Annotated in this window: 18 protein-coding genes; 12 read left to right on the top strand and 6 right to left on the bottom strand. The window is 67.8% G+C overall.

Annotated elements, in window-relative coordinates:
* Nucleotides 1–133: 133 nt before the first annotated feature.
* Entirely contained in the window at nucleotides 134–1,036 is a 903-nt protein-coding gene (locus tag ACZ5YA_RS26920) for a LysR family transcriptional regulator (protein WP_059371566.1), read from the bottom strand.
* 125 nt (nucleotides 1,037–1,161) lie between these two features.
* On the opposite strand from ACZ5YA_RS26920, the gene ACZ5YA_RS26915 reads away from it, so the two are divergent.
* Genes ACZ5YA_RS26915 through ACZ5YA_RS26905 form a run of 3 tightly spaced genes read left to right on the top strand, consistent with a single transcriptional unit; the run spans nucleotide 1,162 to nucleotide 5,032 of the window.
* Nucleotides 1,162–2,862: an acyl-CoA dehydrogenase family protein gene (locus ACZ5YA_RS26915; RefSeq protein WP_118932386.1), complete on the top strand. Its 1,701-nt coding sequence runs from the start codon at nucleotides 1,162–1,164 to the stop codon at nucleotides 2,860–2,862.
* 47 nt (nucleotides 2,863–2,909) lie between these two features.
* On the top strand, nucleotides 2,910–3,893 hold the full coding sequence (locus ACZ5YA_RS26910) for a Bug family tripartite tricarboxylate transporter substrate binding protein (protein WP_059371564.1): 984 nt from the start codon (nucleotides 2,910–2,912) through the stop codon (nucleotides 3,891–3,893).
* 11 nt (nucleotides 3,894–3,904) lie between these two features.
* Nucleotides 3,905–5,032, top strand: a complete 1,128-nt coding sequence (locus ACZ5YA_RS26905) for a CaiB/BaiF CoA transferase family protein (RefSeq protein WP_464091462.1) — start codon at nucleotides 3,905–3,907, stop codon at nucleotides 5,030–5,032.
* A 12-nt stretch (nucleotides 5,033–5,044) separates the two neighbouring features.
* Here the strand turns inward: ACZ5YA_RS26905 and ggt are convergent, their stop codons facing one another.
* The gene (gene ggt, locus ACZ5YA_RS26900) at nucleotides 5,045–6,802 is read right to left on the bottom strand and encodes a gamma-glutamyltransferase (RefSeq protein WP_464091461.1); all 1,758 of its coding nucleotides are present in this window, start codon (nucleotides 6,800–6,802) and stop codon (nucleotides 5,045–5,047) included.
* A 125-nt stretch (nucleotides 6,803–6,927) separates the two neighbouring features.
* On the opposite strand from ggt, the gene ACZ5YA_RS26895 reads away from it, so the two are divergent.
* Nucleotides 6,928–7,833 (top strand): LysR family transcriptional regulator, encoded by a 906-nt coding sequence (locus ACZ5YA_RS26895; RefSeq protein WP_118932389.1) that lies wholly within the window; start codon nucleotides 6,928–6,930, stop codon nucleotides 7,831–7,833.
* Between the two features lie 86 nt (nucleotides 7,834–7,919).
* On the opposite strand, the gene ACZ5YA_RS26890 is transcribed toward ACZ5YA_RS26895, so the two are convergent.
* A complete protein-coding gene (locus tag ACZ5YA_RS26890; protein WP_059371560.1) occupies nucleotides 7,920–8,912 on the bottom strand; it encodes a tripartite tricarboxylate transporter substrate binding protein BugE in 993 nt (330 codons plus the stop codon).
* A 240-nt stretch (nucleotides 8,913–9,152) separates the two neighbouring features.
* Here ACZ5YA_RS26890 and ACZ5YA_RS26885 point away from each other — a divergent pair, with 240 nt between their 5' ends.
* Nucleotides 9,153–10,052: an AEC family transporter gene (locus ACZ5YA_RS26885; RefSeq protein ID WP_118932390.1), complete on the top strand. Its 900-nt coding sequence runs from the start codon at nucleotides 9,153–9,155 to the stop codon at nucleotides 10,050–10,052.
* Nucleotides 10,053–10,117: 65 nt separating this feature from the next.
* Here ACZ5YA_RS26885 and fumC read toward each other — a convergent pair whose 3' ends face one another.
* Complete coding sequence (gene fumC, locus ACZ5YA_RS26880; protein ID WP_059371558.1) at nucleotides 10,118–11,515, bottom strand: class II fumarate hydratase; 1,398 nt, start codon at nucleotides 11,513–11,515, stop codon at nucleotides 10,118–10,120.
* 163 nt (nucleotides 11,516–11,678) lie between these two features.
* On the opposite strand from fumC, the gene tsaE reads away from it, so the two are divergent.
* Nucleotides 11,679–12,218 carry a tRNA (adenosine(37)-N6)-threonylcarbamoyltransferase complex ATPase subunit type 1 TsaE gene (tsaE, locus tag ACZ5YA_RS26875; protein WP_118932391.1) on the top strand — a complete coding sequence of 180 codons (540 nt, stop codon included), beginning with the start codon at nucleotides 11,679–11,681 and terminating at the stop codon, nucleotides 12,216–12,218.
* Nucleotides 12,146–13,531, top strand: a complete 1,386-nt coding sequence (locus tag ACZ5YA_RS26870) for an N-acetylmuramoyl-L-alanine amidase (RefSeq protein ID WP_464091460.1) — start codon at nucleotides 12,146–12,148, stop codon at nucleotides 13,529–13,531. Before tsaE ends, ACZ5YA_RS26870 begins: the two co-directional genes overlap by 73 nt.
* A gap of 100 nt (nucleotides 13,532–13,631) precedes the next feature.
* On the opposite strand, the gene ACZ5YA_RS26865 is transcribed toward ACZ5YA_RS26870, so the two are convergent.
* The gene (locus tag ACZ5YA_RS26865; RefSeq protein ID WP_118932392.1) at nucleotides 13,632–14,270 is read right to left on the bottom strand and encodes a VTT domain-containing protein; all 639 of its coding nucleotides are present in this window, start codon (nucleotides 14,268–14,270) and stop codon (nucleotides 13,632–13,634) included.
* A gap of 102 nt (nucleotides 14,271–14,372) precedes the next feature.
* On the opposite strand from ACZ5YA_RS26865, the gene mutL reads away from it, so the two are divergent.
* Nucleotides 14,373–16,331, top strand: coding sequence for a DNA mismatch repair endonuclease MutL (gene mutL / locus ACZ5YA_RS26860; RefSeq protein ID WP_059371556.1), 1,959 nt, complete (start codon nucleotides 14,373–14,375; stop codon nucleotides 16,329–16,331).
* Between the two features lie 2 nt (nucleotides 16,332–16,333).
* Entirely contained in the window at nucleotides 16,334–17,302 is a 969-nt protein-coding gene (miaA, locus tag ACZ5YA_RS26855; protein ID WP_464091459.1) for a tRNA (adenosine(37)-N6)-dimethylallyltransferase MiaA, read from the top strand.
* A gap of 60 nt (nucleotides 17,303–17,362) precedes the next feature.
* On the opposite strand, the gene purM is transcribed toward miaA, so the two are convergent.
* Nucleotides 17,363–18,412 (bottom strand): phosphoribosylformylglycinamidine cyclo-ligase, encoded by a 1,050-nt coding sequence (gene purM, locus ACZ5YA_RS26850; RefSeq protein ID WP_054457472.1) that lies wholly within the window; start codon nucleotides 18,410–18,412, stop codon nucleotides 17,363–17,365.
* A gap of 357 nt (nucleotides 18,413–18,769) precedes the next feature.
* Here purM and hda point away from each other — a divergent pair, with 357 nt between their 5' ends.
* Genes hda through pcnB form a run of 3 tightly spaced genes read left to right on the top strand, consistent with a single transcriptional unit; the run spans nucleotide 18,770 to nucleotide 21,531 of the window.
* Entirely contained in the window at nucleotides 18,770–19,471 is a 702-nt protein-coding gene (gene hda, locus ACZ5YA_RS26845) for a DnaA regulatory inactivator Hda (RefSeq protein ID WP_059371554.1), read from the top strand.
* The gene (locus ACZ5YA_RS26840) at nucleotides 19,468–20,166 is read left to right on the top strand and encodes an HAD family hydrolase (RefSeq protein ID WP_059371553.1); all 699 of its coding nucleotides are present in this window, start codon (nucleotides 19,468–19,470) and stop codon (nucleotides 20,164–20,166) included. Before hda ends, ACZ5YA_RS26840 begins: the two co-directional genes overlap by 4 nt.
* A complete protein-coding gene (gene pcnB, locus ACZ5YA_RS26835; protein ID WP_059371552.1) occupies nucleotides 20,167–21,531 on the top strand; it encodes a polynucleotide adenylyltransferase PcnB in 1,365 nt (454 codons plus the stop codon). It begins immediately after the preceding gene.
* The last annotated feature ends 1 nt before the right edge of the window (nucleotide 21,532 follow it).

The raw sequence follows: 21,532 nt of genomic DNA, 5'->3' as shown, positions 1-21,532 counted from the left end.
CGGTAGGACATGGCTGATACCCGGAATTCGCGTTCGTATGCAAACGGTTCCCTCCCTGGCCGCCGGACTGGCGGCGCGGGGATACCGCTAACGATAAGCCTTCGGGCGGGCTCTGCCTAGCCGGCGGCGGATTTCACGGGGTTTCCGGGGACTCCCAGCCATGCCTCCCCGCCATTTCCACCGCTTTTTCCTGCAGCGGCGTACGTCCGGCCTCGGGCCAGATCATCTGGCTGACCGAGCGGGCCGCGTGCTCGAAGGCGATGAAGCGCGTCCCCGCCAGCCCGCTGCGCGACAGGCAGGCCGGCACGATGGACACGCCCAGCCCCTGCGACACCAGCGACGCCACGCTCAGCCAGTGCCGGACCTCGTGCCGGATCACGGGCATGAAGCCGGCCGACACGCACATGGACAGCACCGTCTCGTAATAACTGGGCGAAGCGGCCCGGGCGAAGAACACGAAATCGTCCGCGGCCAATTCCGCCAGCCGCAGGGATTCCCGGCTGGCCAACGGATGCGCCTGCGGCAGGCACACCACGAAAGGCTCGGCCATCAAGTCGCGCGCCAGCACGCCTGGCGGCACCGGATTGGCGTGGATGAAGCCCAGGTCCTGCTCGCCGCGGCGCACGGCCTCGATCTGGTCATGGGAATTCAATTCGGTCAGCACGTGTTCCACGTCCGGCAGCCCGGCGCGCATGGCGTTGAGCAGCGCCGGCAGGCCGCGGTACAGCATGGAACCCACGAAGCCGATGCGCAGCCGCCCGCGCAGGCCCGCGTCCACGCGCTGCACCAGCGTGCGCACCTCTTCCGCCTGGCGCAGCAGCGTCAGGGCTTCCCGGTACAGCACCTGGCCGGCGTCGGTCAGTTCGACATGGCGGCTGGTGCGGGTCAGCAGGCGCGCGCCGACGTTGTCCTCCAGTTGGCGGATGGCGTAGCTGAGCGGCGGCTGGGAAATGTGCAGCCGCGTGGCCGCGCGGCTGAAGTGGCGTTCTTCGGCCACGGCGATGAAATAGCGCAACAGGCGCGGATCCAGGTCCATTTGTCTCCCCTGGGACTGCAATCCATACTTTTTTTGGATTGTTCTACACACAAACAGTATTTGTATAGATTAATCCATGCAAGCACCATCACAGGCATCGTTCCCGTCTTCAGCAGGATGCCGCCATGGATACCCCCGTCAAGACCGCGCCCACCGCCGCCACGCCCGTTCCGGATTCGCGCGGGCAGAACCTGTTCAGCGCGGACCCTTACGCCGAGGCGCTCAGCCGGCGTTACCTGCCGCCCGCGCTGCACGCCCATCTGCTGCCCCACCTTGAACGGCTGGGCGCGCTGGCCGGCGGCGTCATGGACGAGCTGGCCGCCACCGCCGACAAGCATCCGCCCACGCTGTCCGTGCGCAGCCGCGCCGGCGCCGACGAATCGCGCATCGACAAGCATCCGGCCTACGTCGAACTGGAACGCCTGGCCTACAGCGAATTCGGCCTGGCTGCGCTGTCGCACCGCGGCGGCGTGCTGGGCTGGCCCGAACCCATGCCCGCGGCCGCCAAGTACGCGCTCAGCCACCTGTTCGTGCAGGCGGAGTTCGGCCTGTGCTGCCCGGTCAGCATGACCGACTCGCTGGCGCGCACCCTGCGCAAGTTCGGCTCCCCGGAACTGGTAGAGCGGGTCCTGCCCGAAGTGACCTCGCAGGATTTCGATGCGCTGCGCCAGGGCGCCATGTTCATGACCGAACAGGGCGCCGGGTCCGATGTCAGCGCCACCGAAGTGACCGCCACCGCACAGGACGACGGCACCTGGCTCATCCACGGCGACAAATGGTTCTGCTCCAATCCGGACGCGGGCTACGCCATGGTGCTGGCGCGCAGCGAAGCCCAGCCCGGCCTGAAGGGCGTATCGCTGTTCCTGCTGCCGCGCGACCTGGCCGACGGCACCCACAACCACTACCGCATCCTGCGCCTGAAGGACAAGCTGGGCACGCGCTCGATGGCCAGCGGCGAGATCCGCCTGGAAGGCGCGGTGGCCTGGCTGGTGGGCGAGCGCGGCCGCGGCTTCAAGCACATGGCCGACATGATCAACAACTCGCGCCTGTCCAATGGCATGCGCGCCGCCGGCCTGATGCGCCGCGCCGTGACCGAAGCGGTCTATGTCTCGCAGCACCGGCGCGCCTTCGGCAAGCGCCTGATCGACATGCCGCTGATGCAGCGCCAGTTGGTCAAAATGACGGTCTGGGCCGAACAGGCCCGCAGCGTGATGTTCCAGACGGCGCGCGCGCTGGCCGACGCGGACCGGGGCGCGGCCGATCCGGCGCTGGCGCGCATCCTCACGCCGTTGATCAAGTTCCGCGCCTGCCGCGATGCCCGCAAGGTGACCGGCGACGCCATGGAAGTGCGCGGCGGCTGCGGCTACATCGAGGAATGGACCGAACCGCGACTGGTGCGCGACGCCCATCTGGGCTCCATCTGGGAAGGCACCAGCAACATCGTGGCGCTGGACGTGCTGCGCGCCATCACCCGCGAAAATTCACTGCCGGCGCTGCGCAGCCATATCGACGGCCTGCTGGCCGCAGGCCGCCCCTGCCCGCCCGAACTGGCCGACATGCAGGCGCGCGCGCTGGAGCAGACCTATGCGCTGGCCGAACACGCCGCGCAGGCCGACCGCCCCGAATTGGCACGCCAGGCGGCTTCGCTGCTGTACCACGCGGTGTCGATGGCCGCCCTGCGCTGGGAAGCCACCGAACCCGGCCTGGAAAGCCGCGCGCTGCTGGCCGACCAGGTGCTGCAGCACCGCCTGGGTCCGCGCGATCCTTATGCCATCCCGGCCGACGAAAGCGCGGCGTGCCGGGCCATCCTGCAGTACGCGCTGTAAGCACCGACGCCGGCGGCACAGCCGGCGCGCAACCACTGGAGACAAGCATGAACCGAACCCTCGCCTCTTTGCTGCTGGCGGCCGCCGCCATCGCCCCCGCCGCCGCGCCCGCACTGGCCGCGGACGCCTATCCCTCGGCCCGGCCCGTGACGCTGATCGTGCCGTTCCCGCCGGGCGGTCCCACCGACGCCCTGGCGCGCAGGCTGGCCGACAAGCTGCGGCAGCCGCTGAACCAGAACGTCATCGTCGAAAACCGCGCGGGCGCCGGCGGCAACATCGGCTCGGAATACGTGGCGACGGCCAAGCCGGACGGCTACACCCTGCTGTTCGGCACCTCGGGGCCGCTGGCGATCAACGTCAGCCTGTACAAGAAGCAGGGCTACAACCCCGAGACCAGCTTCGCGCCCATCATCCGCATCGGCCACCTGCCCAATATCCTGGTGGTGAACCCGTCGGTGCCCGCCAACAACGCGCAGGAACTCATCGCCTACGCCAAGAAGAACCCGGAAAAGCTGAGCTACGCCTCGTCGGGCAACGGCGCCTCGTCGCACCTGGCCGGCATACTCTTCAACAACATGGCCGGCACCCAGATCATGCACATCCCCTACAAGGGCACGGGACCGGCGCTCAATGACCTGCTGGGCGGGCAGGTGTCGATGTCGTTCACCGACATCCTTACCGCGCTGCCCTACATCAAGGCGGGCAAGCTGCGCGCCATCGGCCTGGCCAGCGCCCAGCGCTCGGACGCGCTGCCCGACCTGCCCACGCTTTCGGAGCAGGGGCTCAAGGGCTACGACGTCAGCGTGTTCTTCGGCATCGTCGCGCCCAAGGGCACGCCGCCCGACGTGGTGGACACGCTGAACCGCGCCTTCAAGACCGCGCTGTCCGATCCCGAGGTCGCGCAGACGCTGCGCAGCCAGGGCATCGTTGAAGCCCAGGACCAGACGCCGCAGGGCCTGGCAACCTTCATCTCGGCCGAAGTGCCCAAATGGCGCGACCTCATCAAGAGCGCCCACGTTTCCATCGACTGAACGGACCCCACATGGCTGCAACCCTGCCCAACGCCGGCGCGCTCGCCGGCTGCAAAGTGATAGACCTGTCGCGCGTGCTGGGCGGCCCCTATTGCACGCAGATCCTGGCCGACCACGGCGCCGACGTGCTGAAGATCGAGCCGCCCGGCGGCGACGAGACGCGCGGCTGGGGGCCGCCCTTCCTGGGCGATACCGCGTCCTATTTCATCGGCGTGAACCGCAACAAGGACGGCATGACGCTGGACCTGTCGCAGCCCGCAGGGCAGGAATTGCTGCGCCATCTGCTGACCGACGCCGACGTGCTGGTGGAAAACTTCAAGCCCGGCACGCTGGAGAAATGGGGCTTGGGATACGACACGCTGAGCCGCGACTTCCCCGCGCTGATCCATTGCCGCGTCAGCGGCTTCGGCGCGGACGGTCCGCTGGGCGGCCTGCCCGGCTACGACGCCTGCGCCCAGGCCATGTGCGGCCTGATGAGCGTGAACGGCGACGCGGACGGCGAAGCCACCCGCGTCGGCCTGCCGGTGGTGGACATGGTGACCGGCCTGAACGCGGCCGTGGCGATCCTGCTGGCGCTCAATGAGCGTGCCCGCAGCGGCCTGGGCCAGTTCCTGGACATCACGCTGTATGACTGCGCCCTGTCGCTGCTGCATCCGCACGCGCCCAACTACTTCTACAGTGGCAAAGTACCCGCGCGCAGCGGCAACGCACACCCGAACATCGCCCCCTACGAAACGCTGCCCACCGCCAGCGGCCCGATCTTCCTGGCGGTCGGCAACAACCGCCAGTTCGCGCAGCTGGCGCAGACGCTGGACGCGCCGGGGTTGGCGGACGATGCACGCTACGCCACCAACGCCGACCGCCTGCGCAACCGCCAGGCCCTGCGCGGCGACCTGTCCGCGCTGCTGGCGGACCACGACGCCGCCGCGCTCGCCGACCGCCTGCTGCGTTGCGGCGTGCCCGCGGCCGCCGTGCAGACCGTGGACCAGGCGCTGGCGCATCCGCACACCCGCCATCGCGGCATGGTGCTGGAACAAGGCGACTACCGGGGCGTGGGTTCGCCGATCAAGCTGTCGCGCACGCCGGCCACGCTGCGCAAGCTGCCGCCGGCGCTGCGTCCCGCCGACGCCGGCGAATAAGCCCGCGCGGCCTCAGCCGCCCTGGGCCACGCCTTCGCGGCGCGGATCGGCGCCGCCCTGCAGCCCGCCCGCCTCGATCACGATGCCGTGGATGCCGCTGGGGAATTCGGTGATGCGCACCGGATGCCCCATGCGCTCAAGCTCTGGCGCCAGCGCCTCCAGCGCGGTGCCCTTCTCCAGCTCGGTGTCCTTGTTGCGGCTGCCCATGTTGGGCAGGTCGATGGCCGCCTGGATGTCCAGGCCCCAGTCCAGCACGCCCACAATGGTCTTGGCCACGTAGTTGATGATGGCGCTGCCGCCCGGCGAACCCACCAGCAGATAGGGCTTGCCGTCGCGCAGCACGATCATCGGCGCCATCGAGCTGCGCGGGCGCTTGCCTGGTTCGATGCGGTTGGCGACGAGGCGGCCCTCGGGATCCTTGTAGGACGAGGAAAAATCCGTCATCTCGTTGTTCAGCAGGAAACCGCGCACGAAGATCTTGCTGCCGAATTCGTTCTCGATGGTGGTCGTCATGCTCAAGGCATTGCCCTGGGCGTCCACGGCCACCAGATGGCTGGTCGAGGGCAGAGCCAGGGCGTCGTCCTTGCCCAGCGACAGCAGCTTGCCTTCCGGATCGCCGGGCAGCGCCACCTTCATGCTGCGGTCTGGCTGGATCAGCGCGCCACGCGCGCGCAGATAGGCCGGGTTCAGCATGGCGCGCACCGGCACCCGCACGAAATCCGGATCGGCCACGTAGAAATCGCGGTCGGCGAACGCCAGCCGGCCGGCTTCGGAAAAGTAATGCACCGCCTCCAGGCTGCCCGGCTTGTAGCGGCCAAGGGGAAACTGCTCCAGCTCGCCCAACATCTGCAGCACCGCGATCGGGCCGCTGCTGGGCGGCCCCATGCCGCACAGCTGGTAGCCGCGATAGGCGCCGCAGACGGGATCGCGCGTCTTGGCGCGATAGCCCGCCAGGTCGGCCAGGGTCAGGTCGCCAGGCACGGCGTGGCCGCGCACGGCGGCGACGATATCCCGGGCGATATCGCCCTGGTAGAACGCGTCCGCGCCTTGCTCCGCCACCGCGCGCAGCGTGCGCGCGAACTCGGGGTTCTTCAACACGTGGCCCACCGGCCAGGGCGCGCCGTCGGGCGCATAGAAATAGGCCGCGGCCGCGGCTTGCGTGCGCAGCTCCTTGTTGCCGGCCAGGAGCTTGTGCAGGCGCGGCGACACGGCAAAGCCTTGTTCGGCCAGGCGGATAGCGGGCTGGAACAGGTCGACCCAGGGCAGCACGCCCTGTTCCTTGTGCGCCAGCTCCAAGCCTCGCAGCAAGCCCGGCACGCCCACTGCCAGGCCACTGTTCACCGCGCGGGCGAAGGACACCGGCTTGCCGTCCGCATCCAGGAAACGCTGCGGCTGGGCCGCGGCGGGCGCGGTCTCACGGCTGTCGTACGTCTGGATGCGGCCGCTCTTGGCCGAATACACCACCATGAAGGCGCCCCCGCCGATGCCCGACGATTGCGGCTCCACCAGATTCAGCACGAGCTGAGCGGCGATGGCGGCGTCCACGGCGCTGCCGCCCCGGCGCAGCATCTCGTCGCCGGCCTGCGTCGCCAGCGGATTGGCCGATGCCATCATGAAATGCGGCGCGCGCACCAGCTGGCGCGTCTGCATGCCGCTGGCGGCCTCGGGGTTCAGATCCTCGGCGGCCTGCGGTGTGCGCGCCCAGGCCGCAGGCATGGCGGCAAGCGCGGCGGCAAGCATGAGGGCGACGGCGTGGCGGGGTGCGCGCATGGGAAGCTCCGGTGTGCGCCGGCGTTCCGGCAGGGGTTCATGATAGTCAAGGCGCAGGCGGCTGTCGCGACACGGGCCGCATCCGGCTTAGAATCGCGGTTTCCGCCCACCGTCCCCACCGTGCCATGCGTTTGCGCCACATCGAGATTTTCGAAGCGATCCGCCGTACCGGATCCCTGACCGAGGCTGCTGCCGCGCTGCATATCTCGCAGCCCGCGGCCAGCAAGCTCTTGGCGCACGCCGAGGCGCAGCTGGGCTTCAAGCTGTTCGAGCGCGTCAAGGGCCGGCTCGTCGCCACGCGCGAGGCCGAGATACTGACGCCCGAAGTCGCGCGCCTGAACCAGGACCTCAACAGCGTGCGCAGGCTGGCCGCCAGCCTGCGCGACCATCCCAACGGCCACCTGCGGCTGGGCTGCGCGCCCGCGCTGGGCCTGGGGCTGCTGCCCGGCGTGGTGCGCGACAGCCGCGAAGCGCAGCCCGGCATCACCTTCGACATCCACACGCATCACAGCACCGAACTCGTGCAGGGGCTGCTGACGCGCGAGCTGGACCTGGCCATCACCTTCGACACCAACGACTATCCCGGCCTGACCCGCATGGGGCTGGGCCACACGGAACTGGTGCACCTGAGCCGCAAGGATGGCGCGGGGCCGCTGCCGCTGGCGGAGCTGACGTCCATGGCCGGCGACACGCTGATCGTGCTGGACGCGGCCGACGCCTCCGGCGCCCTTTTGCAGATGGCGCTGGACGCGCAGGGCCTGGACCCGCAAGTGGCGATCCAGGTACAGACGCACTACGTGGCCTGCGCGCTGGTCGACGCAGGCTGCGGCGACGCCATCGTGGACGCCATCACCGCGCAGGCGATGCTGCGTCCCGGCATGAACCTGCGCCGGCTGGACCCGGCGCTGCGCGTGCCGATCAGCATCATGGTGCGCAACCAGGATCCGCTGTCGGCGCTGCACCGCGACTTCATCGAGCGCCTGCGCGCCGCTTGCGAAGCGCTGCAGGCGGGGCTCGACGCCACGGCCTGAGCGGCCTGCGCGCAAAAAAAACGGGCGCCCGAAGGCGCCCGTCATGGCTTGCAGACCGGGGCAGGCAGCGCCCGCCCCGCGCGGCATCAGTCCAGCTTGATGTTCTGCTTCTTCACGACGTCCTTCGCCCAGTCATACTGCTCTTTGATTTCCTTGGCGAATTCTTCCGGCGTATTGCCCGACGGCGCCGAGCCCTGGTCGTCCAGCGCCTTGATGACCTTGGGGTCCTTCAGGGCCACGACGGCAGCGTCGCGCAGCTTGTTCACGACTTCCATCGGCGTGCCCTTGGGCGCCAGCAGGCCGTACCAGACCGGCTGGTTCAGCACCGGGAAGCCGGCGTCCTTGAACGTGGGCACGTCCTTGATGGAGTCGATGTTGGTCGGCCACGCGATGGCCATGGCGCGCAGCTTGCCCGCCTGGATCTGCGGCATCGACGACGGCAGGTTGTCGAACAGGATTTCGATCTGGCCGCCGACGGCGTCAGCCACGGCCGGGCCCGAACCCTTGTACGGCACGTGCACGATGTCCGTGCCGGTGGCCATCTTGAACGATTCGCCCATCAGGTGCAGCACGCCGCAGGTGCCCGAGCTGCCGTAGGAGTACTTGCCCGGATTCTTCTTCAGCTCTTCCAGGAAGCCCTTGAAGTCCTTGGCGGGGAACTTCGGGTTCACGGCCACCACGTTGGCGGTGTTGGCGAAGTTGGTGACCGGCTGGAAGTCCTTGATCGGATCGTACGGCAGGTCATTGGGACGGCAAGCAGGGTTCACGGCCATCGTCGACACGGTGGCGATGGACAGCGTGTAGCCGTCGGCATCGGCGCGCGCGGCTTCGGACGCGCCGATGGCGCCGCCGGCGCCGCCCTTGTTTTCCACAACCATGGGCTGGCCCAGTTCCTGGCTCATGCGCTGCGTCACCAGGCGCGCGATGATGTCGGTCGAGCCGCCAGGCGCGAAGGGCACGATCACGCGGATAGGCTTGCTCGGGTACTTGTCGGCAGCAAAGGCGGCGGAGGCGCCGAAGGTGCCGGCAACGCCGGAGGCCAGGGCGATGGCCACGGCCAGGGAGCGGACTTTATTCATAGGTGTGTTTCCTCCAATATGCGAGCCCGTGTGTATACGGACCGTTGTGTGATGCGCCTGCCTGTGGGCAGGTCCGCAATTAACGGTGGTGGGCGCATGCTCTGTGCGCAGGGTGAGCACTGCTTTTATACGTTGCTTGTGGCACACGCGCCCGCCAGAATGACGGAGAATAGCAGCAAATACTTACAGACGCATAGCGCAGCGGTCCCCCTCTGACGCGCATCAAATACGTGTTCTCACATGTCCGTTGCCCTTCTGGTTTTCCCTGATTTCATGCTGGTCGCGCTGGGTTGGGCGCTGCGTCACAAACTGAATTTCTCGCGCGAATTCTTCGCCGGCACCGAGCGCCTGGTCTACTTCGTCCTGCTGCCCGCGCTGTTGTTCCAGTCCATCCTGCGCACCCCCATCACCGCCGGCAACGCCGCCATGCTGCTGCAGGCCTGCGCAGCCGTGATCGCAGCCGGCGTCGCGCTGACGTGGCTGGCGCGCTGGGTGCTGCGGCCGTCGCCGCTCAGCCTGGCCTCGTCCGCGCAATGCGGCTACCGCTTCAACACCTATCTCGGCCTGGCCTTGTCGGCCAGCCTGGGCGGCGTCCAGGGCCAGACGGTCATGGCGCTGATCGTGGGCTTCGCCGTGCCGATGGCCAATATGGCGGCGGTCTACGGCCTGGCGCGCCACAGCGGCGGCAACCTGCTGCGCGAACTGGCGCGCAACCCGCTGGTCATTTCCACGCTGGCCGGCCTGGCCTGCAATCTGGCCGGCGTGCATCTGCCTGGCCCGCTGGACACGGCGTTGGGGCGCCTGGGCGCGGCGGCGCTTGCGCTGGGCATCATCTGCGTGGGCGCCAGCCTCTCCTGGGAAGGCGGCAAGGGCCATGGCGCGCTGATCGCCTGGATGCTCGGGGTCAAGCTGCTGGCGCTGCCCGCGGCCGCCCTGCTGATCGCGCATCTGCTGGCGCTGCCGCCGCTGGAATCGCAGATGCTGCTGTTGTTCGCGGCCCTGCCCACCGCGTCCGCGGCCTATGTGCTGGCCATGCGCATGGGCGGCGACGGCCGCATGGTGGCCGTGCTGATTTCGCTGGGCACGCTGCTGTCGGCGTTGACGATTCCTCTGTGGCTGATGCTCACCGGCGCAGGCTGAGCGGCAATGCGCCGGCAACGAAAAAAGACCGCCGCGGCGGTCTTTTTCATGCGCGCACAGCCTGCTTACGAAGACTTGTGCGCGTTGGTCATGGAAGCCGGCACCACCCATTCGGCGAACTGCGCTTCGGTCACGTAGCCCAGCGCCAACGCCGACTCCTTCAGCGACAGGCCTTCCTTGTGCGCTTTCTTGGCGATCTGCGCGGCCTTGTCGTAGCCGATATGCGGATTCAACGCCGTCACCAGCATCAGCGAACGGTCGACCAGTTCGGCGATGCGCTCGCGATTGGGCTCGATGCCGGCGGCGCAATGCTCGTTGAAGCTGGCCATGCCGTCGGTCAGGAGGCGCACCGATTGCAGGAAGTTGTGGATCACCAGCGGCTTGAACACGTTGAGTTCGAAGTTGCCGCTGGCGCCGCCGATATTGATGGCCACGTCGTTGCCCAACACCTGCGCGGCCAGCATCGTGATGGCTTCGCATTGCGTCGGGTTGACCTTGCCCGGCATGATCGAGCTGCCCGGCTCGTTCTCGGGAATGCTGATTTCGCCCAGGCCCGAACGCGGACCGCTGGACAGCCAGCGCACGTCGTTGGCGATCTTCATCAGGCCGGCGGCCAGCGACTTCAGCGCGCCGTGCGCGAACAGTAGCGCTTCGTGCGAGGCCAGGCCCTGGAACTTGTTGGGCGCCGACACGAAGGCGGTGCCGGTGGCATGCGCCAGTTCGGCCGAGACCTTGGCGCTGAACTGCGGGTGCGCGTTCAGGCCCGTGCCCACGGCCGTGCCGCCGATGGCCAGCTGGTGCAGACCCGGCAGGGTGGCGCGGATCTGCTGCTCGGCCAGGTCCAGCTGGGCCACGTAGCCCGACAGCTCCTGGCCCAGCGTCAACGGCGTGGCATCCTGCAGGTGGGTGCGGCCGATCTTGACGATGTCGTAGAACTCGGCGCTCTTGGCCGCCAGCGTGGCGCGCAGGGCCTTCAGCGACGGCAGCAGATGATGCTCGACCTGCACCGCCGCCGCCACGTGCATGGCGGTCGGGAAGGTGTCGTTGGACGACTGCCCGCGGTTGACGTGGTCGTTGGGGTGCACCTTGCGCTCTTCGCCGCGCACGCCGCCCATCAGTTCCGAGGCGCGGTTGGCCAGCACCTCGTTCATGTTCATGTTGCTTTGCGTGCCCGAGCCGGTCTGCCAGACCGACAGCGGAAACTCGTTGGGCCATTTGCCGGCGATCACTTCATCGGCGGCGCGGACGATGCCATCGGCGATCTTCGGATCCAGTTCGCCCAGATCGGCATTGACCTTGGCCGCCGCGCGCTTGAGCCGCGCCATCGCCTCGACCAGCGGGACCGGCATCTTTTCGGTGGAAATCGCGAAAAAATGCAGCGAACGCTGGGTCTGGGCGCCCCAGAGATGATCCTCAGGGACTTCGATGGGACCAAACGTGTCTTTTTCAATGCGGGTCTTCATGGCGCGTGCTACTCCGTGGCGACGTCGATTGCGGCTGGCGGCGGCGCGCCAACCACGATAGTGTTGAGAATGACAATCAGTTATAGGTTAGCAGAAACCCGCATTCCTATAATTGCGCAAACATCCGTGCTCCCTCCACCGTTTTTACCACTCGCCCCGCGCCATGTCCGCCCCTCTTTGCAGCCTGACCTTGCACCTGCCCGACGAAGCCGCCACGGAAGCGCTGGCGCGTCGGCTCGCCCCCCTGGTTTCCGGCGGCCAGGCCGGTCCGGCAGGGGGACACATCCACCTCCAAGGGGACCTGGGCGCGGGGAAAACCGCCTTCACACGGGCCCTGTTGCGGGAATGCGGCATCACGGGACGGATCAAAAGTCCCAGCTACGCGCTGCTTGAATCCTATAAAGTTTCTAACTTATACTTCTATCACCTTGATTTTTATAGATTTAGTGATACGCGAGAATGGTTGGACGCAGGATTCCGGGATTTACTGCGTGACGACGCAGTCGTTTTGATCGAATGGCCGGAGCGGGCCGGGGGTCTTTTGCCCCCTCCCGACCTGCTGATTTCCCTAGCCTATGCAGGCGACGGACGCGACGCCACCCTGACCGCGTACACCGCTCGAGGACAAACATGGTTGAACGCGATTGTCCCCCCGCCCCAGTCGGCGCCCTCCCCTCGGCAGGCGCCACCCGGCGCCGCCTGATCAGCGTCGCCGCCACCCTGCTCGTCCTGCCGGTCCTGCCGCGCCTGGCGCAGGCGGCGACCATCCTGGCTGTGCGCACCTGGCCGGCCGACGAATACACCCGCGTCACGCTGGAGCTCGACAGCGAGCTCAAGGCTGAGCAGTTCACGCTTGAAAACCCCCACCGCCTGGTGGTGGACATTGAGGGACTGACCATCAGCGCGGCCCTGAACGACCTGGTTTCCAAGGTCCGGCCCGACGACCCCTACATCCAGAGTCTGCGTGTGGCGCAGAACCGCCCCAACGTGGTGCGCCTGGTGTTCGACCTGAAGCAGCCCGTGGCGCCCCAGGTGTTCACGCTCAAGCCCGTGGCCGACTACCAGTACCGCCTGGTGCTGGACCTGTACCCGAAGATCGCCCAGGATCCGCTGGTCGCGATCCTGAACAAGCAGACCGGCCCCGATGTGGACGACCCGCTGGCCCGCATCCTGGAAGACATCCAGCGCAACCCGGTGACCCGCGCCGATCCGCCCGAGCCGCCGCGCGTGCGCGGCCAGCAGCCGGCGCCTCCGCTGCCCACCGCGCCCAAGCCTCCGCCCGCCACCGCCGGCCGCGGCAAGCAGCGCATGGTCACCATCGCGCTGGACCCCGGCCATGGCGGCGAAGACCCGGGCGCCATCGGCAGCAGCGGCCTGCGCGAGAAAGACGTGGTGCTGCGCATCGCCCGGCGCCTGAAGGCGCTGATCGACAGCCAGCCCTACATGCGCGCCTATCTCACGCGCGACGACGACTACTTCGTGCCCCTGCACGTGCGCGTGCAGAAGGCGCGCCGTGTGCACGCGGACCTGTTCATCTCGATCCACGCGGACGCCTGGATCAAGCCTTCGGCCAACGGCTCGTCGGTGTTCGCGCTGTCGCAGCGCGGCGCCACCAGCGCCCAGGCGCGCTGGATGGCGGACAAGGAAAACGCGGCCGACCTGATCGGCGGCGTCAACCTCGGCAGCCACGACCGCCAGGTGACCAAGGTGCTGCTGGACCTGTCCACCACTGCCCAGATCAACGATTCGCTCAAGGTCGGCAGCGCCTTCCTGGACGAAATCAAGAAGATCAACCGCCTGCACAAGAACAGCGTCGAGCAGGCCGGCTTCGCGGTCCTGAAAGCGCCGGACATTCCTTCGGTGCTGGTCGAAACCGCCTTCATCAGCAACCCGCAGGAAGAAGCCCTGCTGCGCAGCACCTCGCATCAGGACAAGCTGGCGCAGGCCATGATGACGGGCATCCAGCGTTACTTCACCGCCAATCCGCCGCTGGCGCGGCTGGGCGATGTGAGCTGACGGCGACGGCTGCCGCCGCATAAAAAAGGGCGTTGCGCTTCACGGCGCAACGCCCTTTTCACTGGTTTGACGCGTGTGCCGCAGCGTACGCCGCGGCGCTTCACGCGCCGCGTTTGGCCTTGATCAGCTTGAACAGGCCCGCCCCGATCACCGGCACGATGGCGGCGGCCAGGCCCAGCAGCACGATGGTGTTCAGGTGTTCGCGCACCAGCGGGATGTTGCCGAAGAAGTAGCCCGCGGCCACCAGGCTCACCACCCACAGCAGCGCGCCCAGGATGTTGAACAGCTGGAAGCGGGACTGCGGCATGTCGGCCACGCCCGCGACAAAGGGCGCGAAGGTGCGGACGACCGGAATGAAGCGCGACATCACGATGGTCTTGCCGCCGTGCTTTTCATAGAACGCGTGCGTGCGCATCAACGCGCCGCGGTCCAGAAAGCGCAGATTCATCGAAAACACGCGCGGCCCGATATAGCGTCCGATGAAGTAGTTCACCGTATTGCCGGTGATGGCGGCGACAATCAGCAGCCCTCCCATCAGGATCGGATCGATATGCCCGGTGGCGCCGAACGCGCCCGCGATGAACAGCAGCGAGTCCCCCGGCAGAAAGGGCAGCACGACCAGCCCCGTCTCCGCAAAAACGATCAGGAACAGCACCAGGTACACCCACACGCCATACTGCGCGACCCAGACGCCGAGCGTCTTGTCGATGTGGAGCACCATATTGAAAAATTCGAGCATTGAAGCAACCCTGCCAGCGGAATGGGATATCAGTCCGCGACTATAGCCCACCCGCCCATGACGCTAAAATCGTCCACATAGCCATACCTGAACGCCAGCCACATGACCGAACGCCGCTCCATTCTTGCGCTTCCCGACCTGCTGATCAGCCAGATCGCCGCCGGCGAGGTGATCGAGCGGCCGGCATCCGTGCTCAAGGAAATCCTCGAAAACGCCATCGACGCCGGCGGACGCGCCATTGAAGTGCGCCTGGAAGGCGGCGGCATACGCCGCATCGCCGTGACCGACGACGGCGGCGGCATTCCGCCCGAAGAGCTGCCGCTGGCGCTGGCGCGCCACGCCACCAGCAAGATCCGCTCCTTGAACGAGCTGGAATCGGTGGCATCCATGGGGTTCCGCGGCGAAGCGCTGGCCTCCATCGCGTCCGTGGCCCAGGTCACCATCATTTCCCGCACCCGCGACGGCGAGCATGCCTGGCAGATCGATGCCGGCAGCATGCAGGTCAGCCCCGCCTCGGGTCCTCCGGGCACCACGGTGGACGTGCGCCAGCTGTTCGACGCCGTGCCGGCCCGCCGCAAATTCCTGCGCTCCGAGGCCACCGAGTTCGGCCATTGCGTCGATGCCATGGAGCGCATCGCGCTGGCGCATCCGCAGATCGCCTTCCGCCTGTTCCATCACGACCGCGCGCAGCGCCAATGGCTGCCCGCCGAACCGCCGCAGCGCATCCGCGACGTGCTGGGCGCGGAATTCGCCGAACACGGCCTGCTGCTGTCGCATTCCGTCGGCACGGTCAGCCTGGCGGGCATGATCACCCGCCCCACCGCGGCCCGCGCCCGCGCGGACCGCCAGTATCTCTACGTGAACGGCCGCTACGTGCGCGACCGCACCGTCAGCCACGCCCTGCGCGCCGCCTACGCCGACGTGCTGCATGGCGACCGCCAGCCCGCCTACGTGCTGTTCCTGGACATCGACCCGGCCGCCGTGGACGTGAACGTGCACCCTGCCAAGCACGAGGTCCGCTTCCGCGACAGCGGCGCGGTGCATCGCTTCGTCTCGCATGCGGTCGGCCAGACGCTGGCGCAGACCGGCGGCGCGTCCGCCGCGACGCCCGCCGCGCAAAACGACGACGCGGACGATGCCGGCTTCGAAACCGTGGCCCGGCCCGCCGCCGCAACGTCTGACGCCGCCGCGCAAGCGACGCCTTACACGCCAGCCGCCAGCCCCCGGCCCATGGCGGACGCGCCCCGGCCCGCCTACAACGGCGCCAGCTCACCATCGTCCTACGGCTTGCGTCCATCGCCCGCGCCACAGCGCCCGCACACCCAGGTGCCGTTCCGCCTGCATGCCGAACCCGCCGGCATTCCGGCCGCGGACTGGCAATCGCTCTACCGCCCGCTGGATGACGACTCAGCCGCCAAGACCGCGCCGCTGCGCGAACCCGCGCCGGCTCCCGCCGCCGTCCTGCCCGCGGACGAAGAACATCCGCTGGGCATGGCGCTGGCGCAGCTGCACGGCATCTACATCCTGGCGCAGACCCGCCGCGGCATCGTGCTGGTGGATATGCATGCCGCGCACGAGCGGGTGGTCTACGAACAGCTCAAGCAAGCCCTGGACGCGCGCAGCCTGCCGCGCCAGGATCTACTCGTGCCCGTGGTGTTCCATGCCCAGGAAAAAGACGTGGCGCTGGTCGAGGAATACGAAGAACAGCTGAACGAACTCGGCTTCGAAATGCGTCCCTCCGGCCCCACCTCGATCGCGGTGCGTTCGGTGCCGGCCATCCTGGCCCGCGGCGACATCGAAACGCTAGCCCGCGCCGTGCTGCGCGACCTGGGCGCCGTGGGCGTTTCGCGCCTGCTGACCGAACAGCGCAACGAACTGCTGTCCACCATGGCCTGCCACGGTTCCGTGCGCGCCAACCGCAAGCTCACCATCGAAGAAATGAACGGGCTGCTGCGCCAGATGGAAGCCACCGAACGCGCCGACCAGTGCAATCACGGCCGCCCCACCTGGATCCAGTGGTCGGTGTCCGACCTGGACAAGCTCTTCCTGCGTGGGCAATAAGCTTGTCGCCGTCCTCCTTCCCCACCGCGGCGCCGCTGGTCATCTGCCTGGCCGGCCCCACCGCGGCCGGCAAAAGCGCTTCCACCCTGGCGCTGGCCGAGCGCTGGCCGCTGGAAATCGTCAACGTCGATTCGGCCACGATCTATCGCGGCATGGACATCGGCACGGCCAAGCCCTCGCCCGAGGAACAGGCGCTGGTGCCGCAGCATCTGCTGGACATCCTCGACCCCATCCAGTCGTACTCCGCCGCCGACTTCGTTGCCGACGCGCTGCGCCTGATAGACGAGATCCGCGCGCGCGGCCGCATCCCGCTGCTGGCGGGCGGCACCATGATGTACTACAAGGCGCTGCGCGACGGCCTGGACGATCTGCCGCAGGCCGATCCGGCGCTACGCGCCGAACTGGAAGCGCGCGCCGCCGTTCAGGGCTGGCCCGCGCTGCATGCCGAACTGGCGCAGCTGGATCCCGTCACCGCCGCGCGCCTGGCGCCCAACGACAGCCAGCGCATCCAGCGCGCGCTGGAGATCTGCATGCTGTCCGGCCAGCCCATGTCCGCCCTGCTGCTGCGCAGCCAGCGTCCGCGCGACGCGACGGGTAACCAGTACCTCACCATCAGCCTGGAACCTTCCGACCGCGCCGCGCTGCATGCCCGCATCGAACAACGCTTCGACGCCATGCTGGAGCGCGGCCTGCTCGACGAAGTCCGCGCCCTGCGCGCCCGAGGCGACCTGCACACTGGCCTGCCCTCGGTCCGTTGCGTGGGCTACCGGCAGATGTGGGCGCACCTGGACGGCGAGGTTGACCTGGCCACCGCGCGCGAACAAGGCATCGCCGCCACGCGCCAACTGGCCAAGCGCCAGATCACCTGGCTGCGCGCGCAGCCCGAGCGCGTCATCGCGGACTGCCTGGCGGCGGATGCCGTGGCGCAGACCATCGACGCGATGGCCGTGGCGCTGGCGGGACGCGGCTAGGCGGACGCAGGCACAAAAAAAACCGCGCCGAGGCGCGGTTTTCATTGCAGACGGCCAGGCTTACACCACGAAGGTCTGCGCCATGCCTTCCTTTTGCTCGACGATCTCGCCCAGCGTGCTGACGGTCTCGCCCTGCTCGCGCAGCGTCGCGGCGATGGCTTCGGCCTGCGCCGGGTCCACCACCAGCACCATGCCGATGCCGCAGTTGAAGACGCGGTACATCTCGGTGTCCTCGACCTGGCCCTGCTCTTGCAGCCACTGGAACAGCTTGGGCATTTCCCAGTTGGCGCGGTGCAGCTTGGCCGACAGGCCGGGCTGCAGGATGCGCGGCACGTTGTCCAGCAAGCCGCCGCCCGTGATGTGGGCCAGGCCCTTGATGCTGGTGCCATGCTTGGCCAGGGCGGCCAGCACCTGCTTCACGTAGATGCGCGTCGGCGCCATGACCACGTCGACCATCGGCTGGCCGTGGAAATCGTCGTCGGGCTTGGCGTTGGCGCGTTCGAGGATCTTGCGCAGCAGCGAATAGCCGTTGGAGTGCGCGCCGCTGGAAGCCAGGCCCAGCACCACGTCGCCGGTCTTGATCGACTGGCCCGTGATGATGGCGGACTTTTCCACCGCGCCCACCGCGAAACCGGCCAGGTCGTACTCGCCGTCCGGATACATGCCCGGCATTTCTGCGGTTTCACCGCCGATCAGCGCGCAGCCCGACAATTCGCAGCCCTTGGCGATGCCGCCCACCACGGCCGCCGCCGTATCCACCGAAAGCTTGCCGCAGCCGAAATAGTCCAGGAAGAACAGCGGCTCCGCGCCCTGCACCAGGATGTCGTTGACGCTCATGGCGACCAGGTCGATACCCACGGTGTCGTGGCGGTTCCAGTCGAACGCCAGGCGCAGCTTGGTGCCCACGCCGTCGGTGCCCGAGACCAGCACGGGTTCCTTGTACGACTTCGGCACTTCGAACAAGCCGCCAAAGCCGCCGATACCGGCCAGCACCCCGGGACGCATGGTGCGCGCCGCAAGCGGTTTGATACGGTCGACCAGGGCGTCGCCTGCGTCGATGTCGACACCGGCATCGCGGTAGGTCATAGGGGCGGTAGGTTGATTCGTCATGAGAAATGCCGTGGGGTATGTAACAATTGCTGGGATTTTGGTGGAACGCCCTGCATTTTACGATGTTGCGGGGACTAGCAGGGATCGGCGCCGCCAAAGCGCTCCGGACAGGGACCGCGCCGGCTCGCCCGGCCAGGGCGGGCAAGCGGGGCCGGGTCGGCGCAAACCCAAGCCAGTCCAGGCCCGTCGACGCGACACCCTGGCCCCAGGTGGTTTAAAGTGTAGGGTTGGCCGGTATTGATTTTGCCGGTTCCCGTGGTGGAAACCCCGGGGCCAGTGACGTTTTGACCTGTTGTTTTGACCTGTAGCCGTATTGACCCGTACTACCCGCCTCGTTTCGGCACCCTGTAAGCTCCCATGAACCGCCAGCTGCTGCTTGACGTTCTCCCCGCGCCAGCGCCATCGCTGAACAACTATATCGCCGGCCCCAACGGGGAAGCGCTGGCGGCAGTGCGCGCGCTGCTTCCCGGCCGCGCCCTGTATATCTGGGGCGCCGCGGGCTGCGGCCGCAGCCATTTGCTGCGCGCGCTGACCGCCCGCCCCGACGCCGTCTATATCGACGCCAACAATGGCGAAAACATGCTGCGCCGCCTGGCCGAAGCCGATTCCAAGTCGCCCATGCCCAAGTTCGTGGCGGTCGACGACGTACACCGCATGAACGACAGCCGCCAGGCCGCCCTGTTCGCGCTCTACAACCGCTGGCGCGAATCCGCCGCCACCGGCCGCGCCTTCGCGCTGGCGCTGGCCGGCGACCGCGCCCCGCTGTCGATGCCGCTGCGCGAGGACTTGCGCACGCGCCTGGGCTGGGACCTGGTTTTCCGCCTGGATCCGCTGTCCGACGCCGACAAGCTGGCCGCCCTGTCGGCCCAGGCGGCCGACCGCGGCATGCACCTGGCGCCTGAAATCATCAATTGGATGCTCACGCACCATGAGCGCGACATCCGCAAGCTGGCGGCGCTGATCGACGCGCTGGACCGCTATTCCCTGGCCACCGGCCGTCCCATCACCCTGCCTCTACTGCGGGCCATGCTCGCAGATCCTGATTCACAACGCACATGACCTCCCGACGTCTCGCCCTGTTCGACCTGGATCACACCCTGTTGCCGCTGGATAGCGACTATCAATGGGCCGACTACCTGGCTCGCACGGGCCGCGCCGGGGATCCCGCCGAAGCCCGCCGCCAGAACGACGATCTGATGGATCGCTACAACCGCGGCGAGCTCACCGCCGAGCAGGCCGCCGAATTCATGCTCGGCCTGCTGGCCGCGCACACGCCTTACGACCTGGCGGCCTGGCACGAAACCTTCATGGAAGAAGTGATCCGCCCATCCATGACGCCCGCCGCGCGCGACCTGGTGCAATCGCACCTGGAAGCCGGCGACCTGTGCGCCGTGGTCACGGCCACCAACAGCTTCGTCACCGCGCCCATCGCCCGCGCCTTCGGCGTGCCCCACCTCGTGGCGACCGACGCGGAATACCTGCGCGGCCGCTACACCGGCCGCATCCTGGGCACGCCCAGCTTCAAGGAAGGCAAGGTGGTGCGCGTCAACGACTGGCTGGCCGGCATGGGATTGGGGCTTGCGGATTTTTCGGAATCGTTTTTCTATAGCGATTCGGTCAACGATGTGCCCCTGCTGGAGAAAGTGACCCGCCCGATCGCAGCCAACCCCAGCCCCACCCTGCGCGGCATCGCCCAGGAGCGCGGCTGGCAGGTGATCGACTTGTTCGACCACATGGAAGATTCGAAGTCCTAAATGATCACTGAAACCATAAAAAAATTCGTCGGCCGACTATTCGCGCCGGCAGCCCGGGGGCCGTTGCGCATCGCGCGCGACAAGCACGGCATCGACCGCCGCAACGTATCGCGCCACGCGATCAAGGTCTGCGAGGTGCTGCGCCAGCACGGCTATGACGCCTACATCGTCGGCGGCGCCGTGCGCGACCTGATCGTGGGCCTGGAGCCCAAGGACTTCGACGTGGCCACCAACGCCACGCCCGAACAGATCCGTCCGCTGTTCCGCCGCGCCCGCATCATCGGCCGCCGCTTCCAGCTGGTGCACGTGGTCTTCGGCCAGGAAATCATCGAAACCTCCACCTTCCGCGCACCCGCCTCGGAAGATCAGGAGACCGACGAGCACGGCCGCATCCTGCGCGACAACGTGTTCGGCTCGCACGAAGAAGACGCGGCGCGCCGCGACTTCACCATGAACGCGCTCTACTACGACCCGCACAACGAGGAAGTCATCGACTTCCACAACGGCGTGGCCGACCTGAAAAAGCGCCAGGTCCGCATCATCGGCGACCCGGTCAAACGCTACCGCGAAGACCCGGTGCGCATGCTGCGCGCCGTGCGCTTCGCCGCCAAGCTGAACGGCACCATCGACCCGGCCACGCGCCAGCCCATCAGCACCATGGCCGAGCTCATCGAAAACGTGCCGGCCTCGCGCCTGTTCGACGAAATGCTCAAGCTGCTGACCTGCGGCCATGCCATGGACTGCCTGCGCCAACTGCGCGCCGACGGCCTGCACAAAGGGCTCTTGCCTTTGCTGGACGTGGTGCTGGAACAGCCCGGCGGCGAGCATTTCGTGGAGCTTGCGCTGGAACGCACCGACGCGCGCGTGCGCTCGGGCAAGACCATCAGCCCCAGCTTCCTGTTCGCCGCGCTGCTGTGGCAGCAAGTGGAAGCGCGCTGGAAGCAATTGCGCGCCCAAGGCGAGCACACCATTCCCGCGCTGTCGCAAGCCGCCGATTCGGTGCTGGACGAACAGACCGAAAAGCTCGCCATCCAGCGCCGTTTCTCGTCGGACATGCGCGAGATCTGGTTCATGCAGCCGCGCTTCGAGCGCCGCATGGGCAAGACCATCTACCGCATGATCGAACAGCCGCGCTTCCGTGCCGCCTGCGACTTCCTGCAGCTGCGCGCCGCGGCCGGCGAGTTCGACAGCGTGCTGGCGCAATGGTGGATGGACCTGGCCAACGCCGACGACGTCATCCGCAGCGAGATGATCGAAGAGGTGTCTCGCCAGCCGCGCGATGCCGGGGACGCCCCCTCCGCCCCGCGCAAGCGCCGCCGTCCGCGCCGTTCGCCGTCGCGTGGCACGCCGCCCGCAGCGGGTTGAG

The organism is Achromobacter sp. JCM 18799 (genome assembly GCF_055395645.1).
This window is presented reverse-complemented; position numbering and strand designations above follow the sequence as displayed.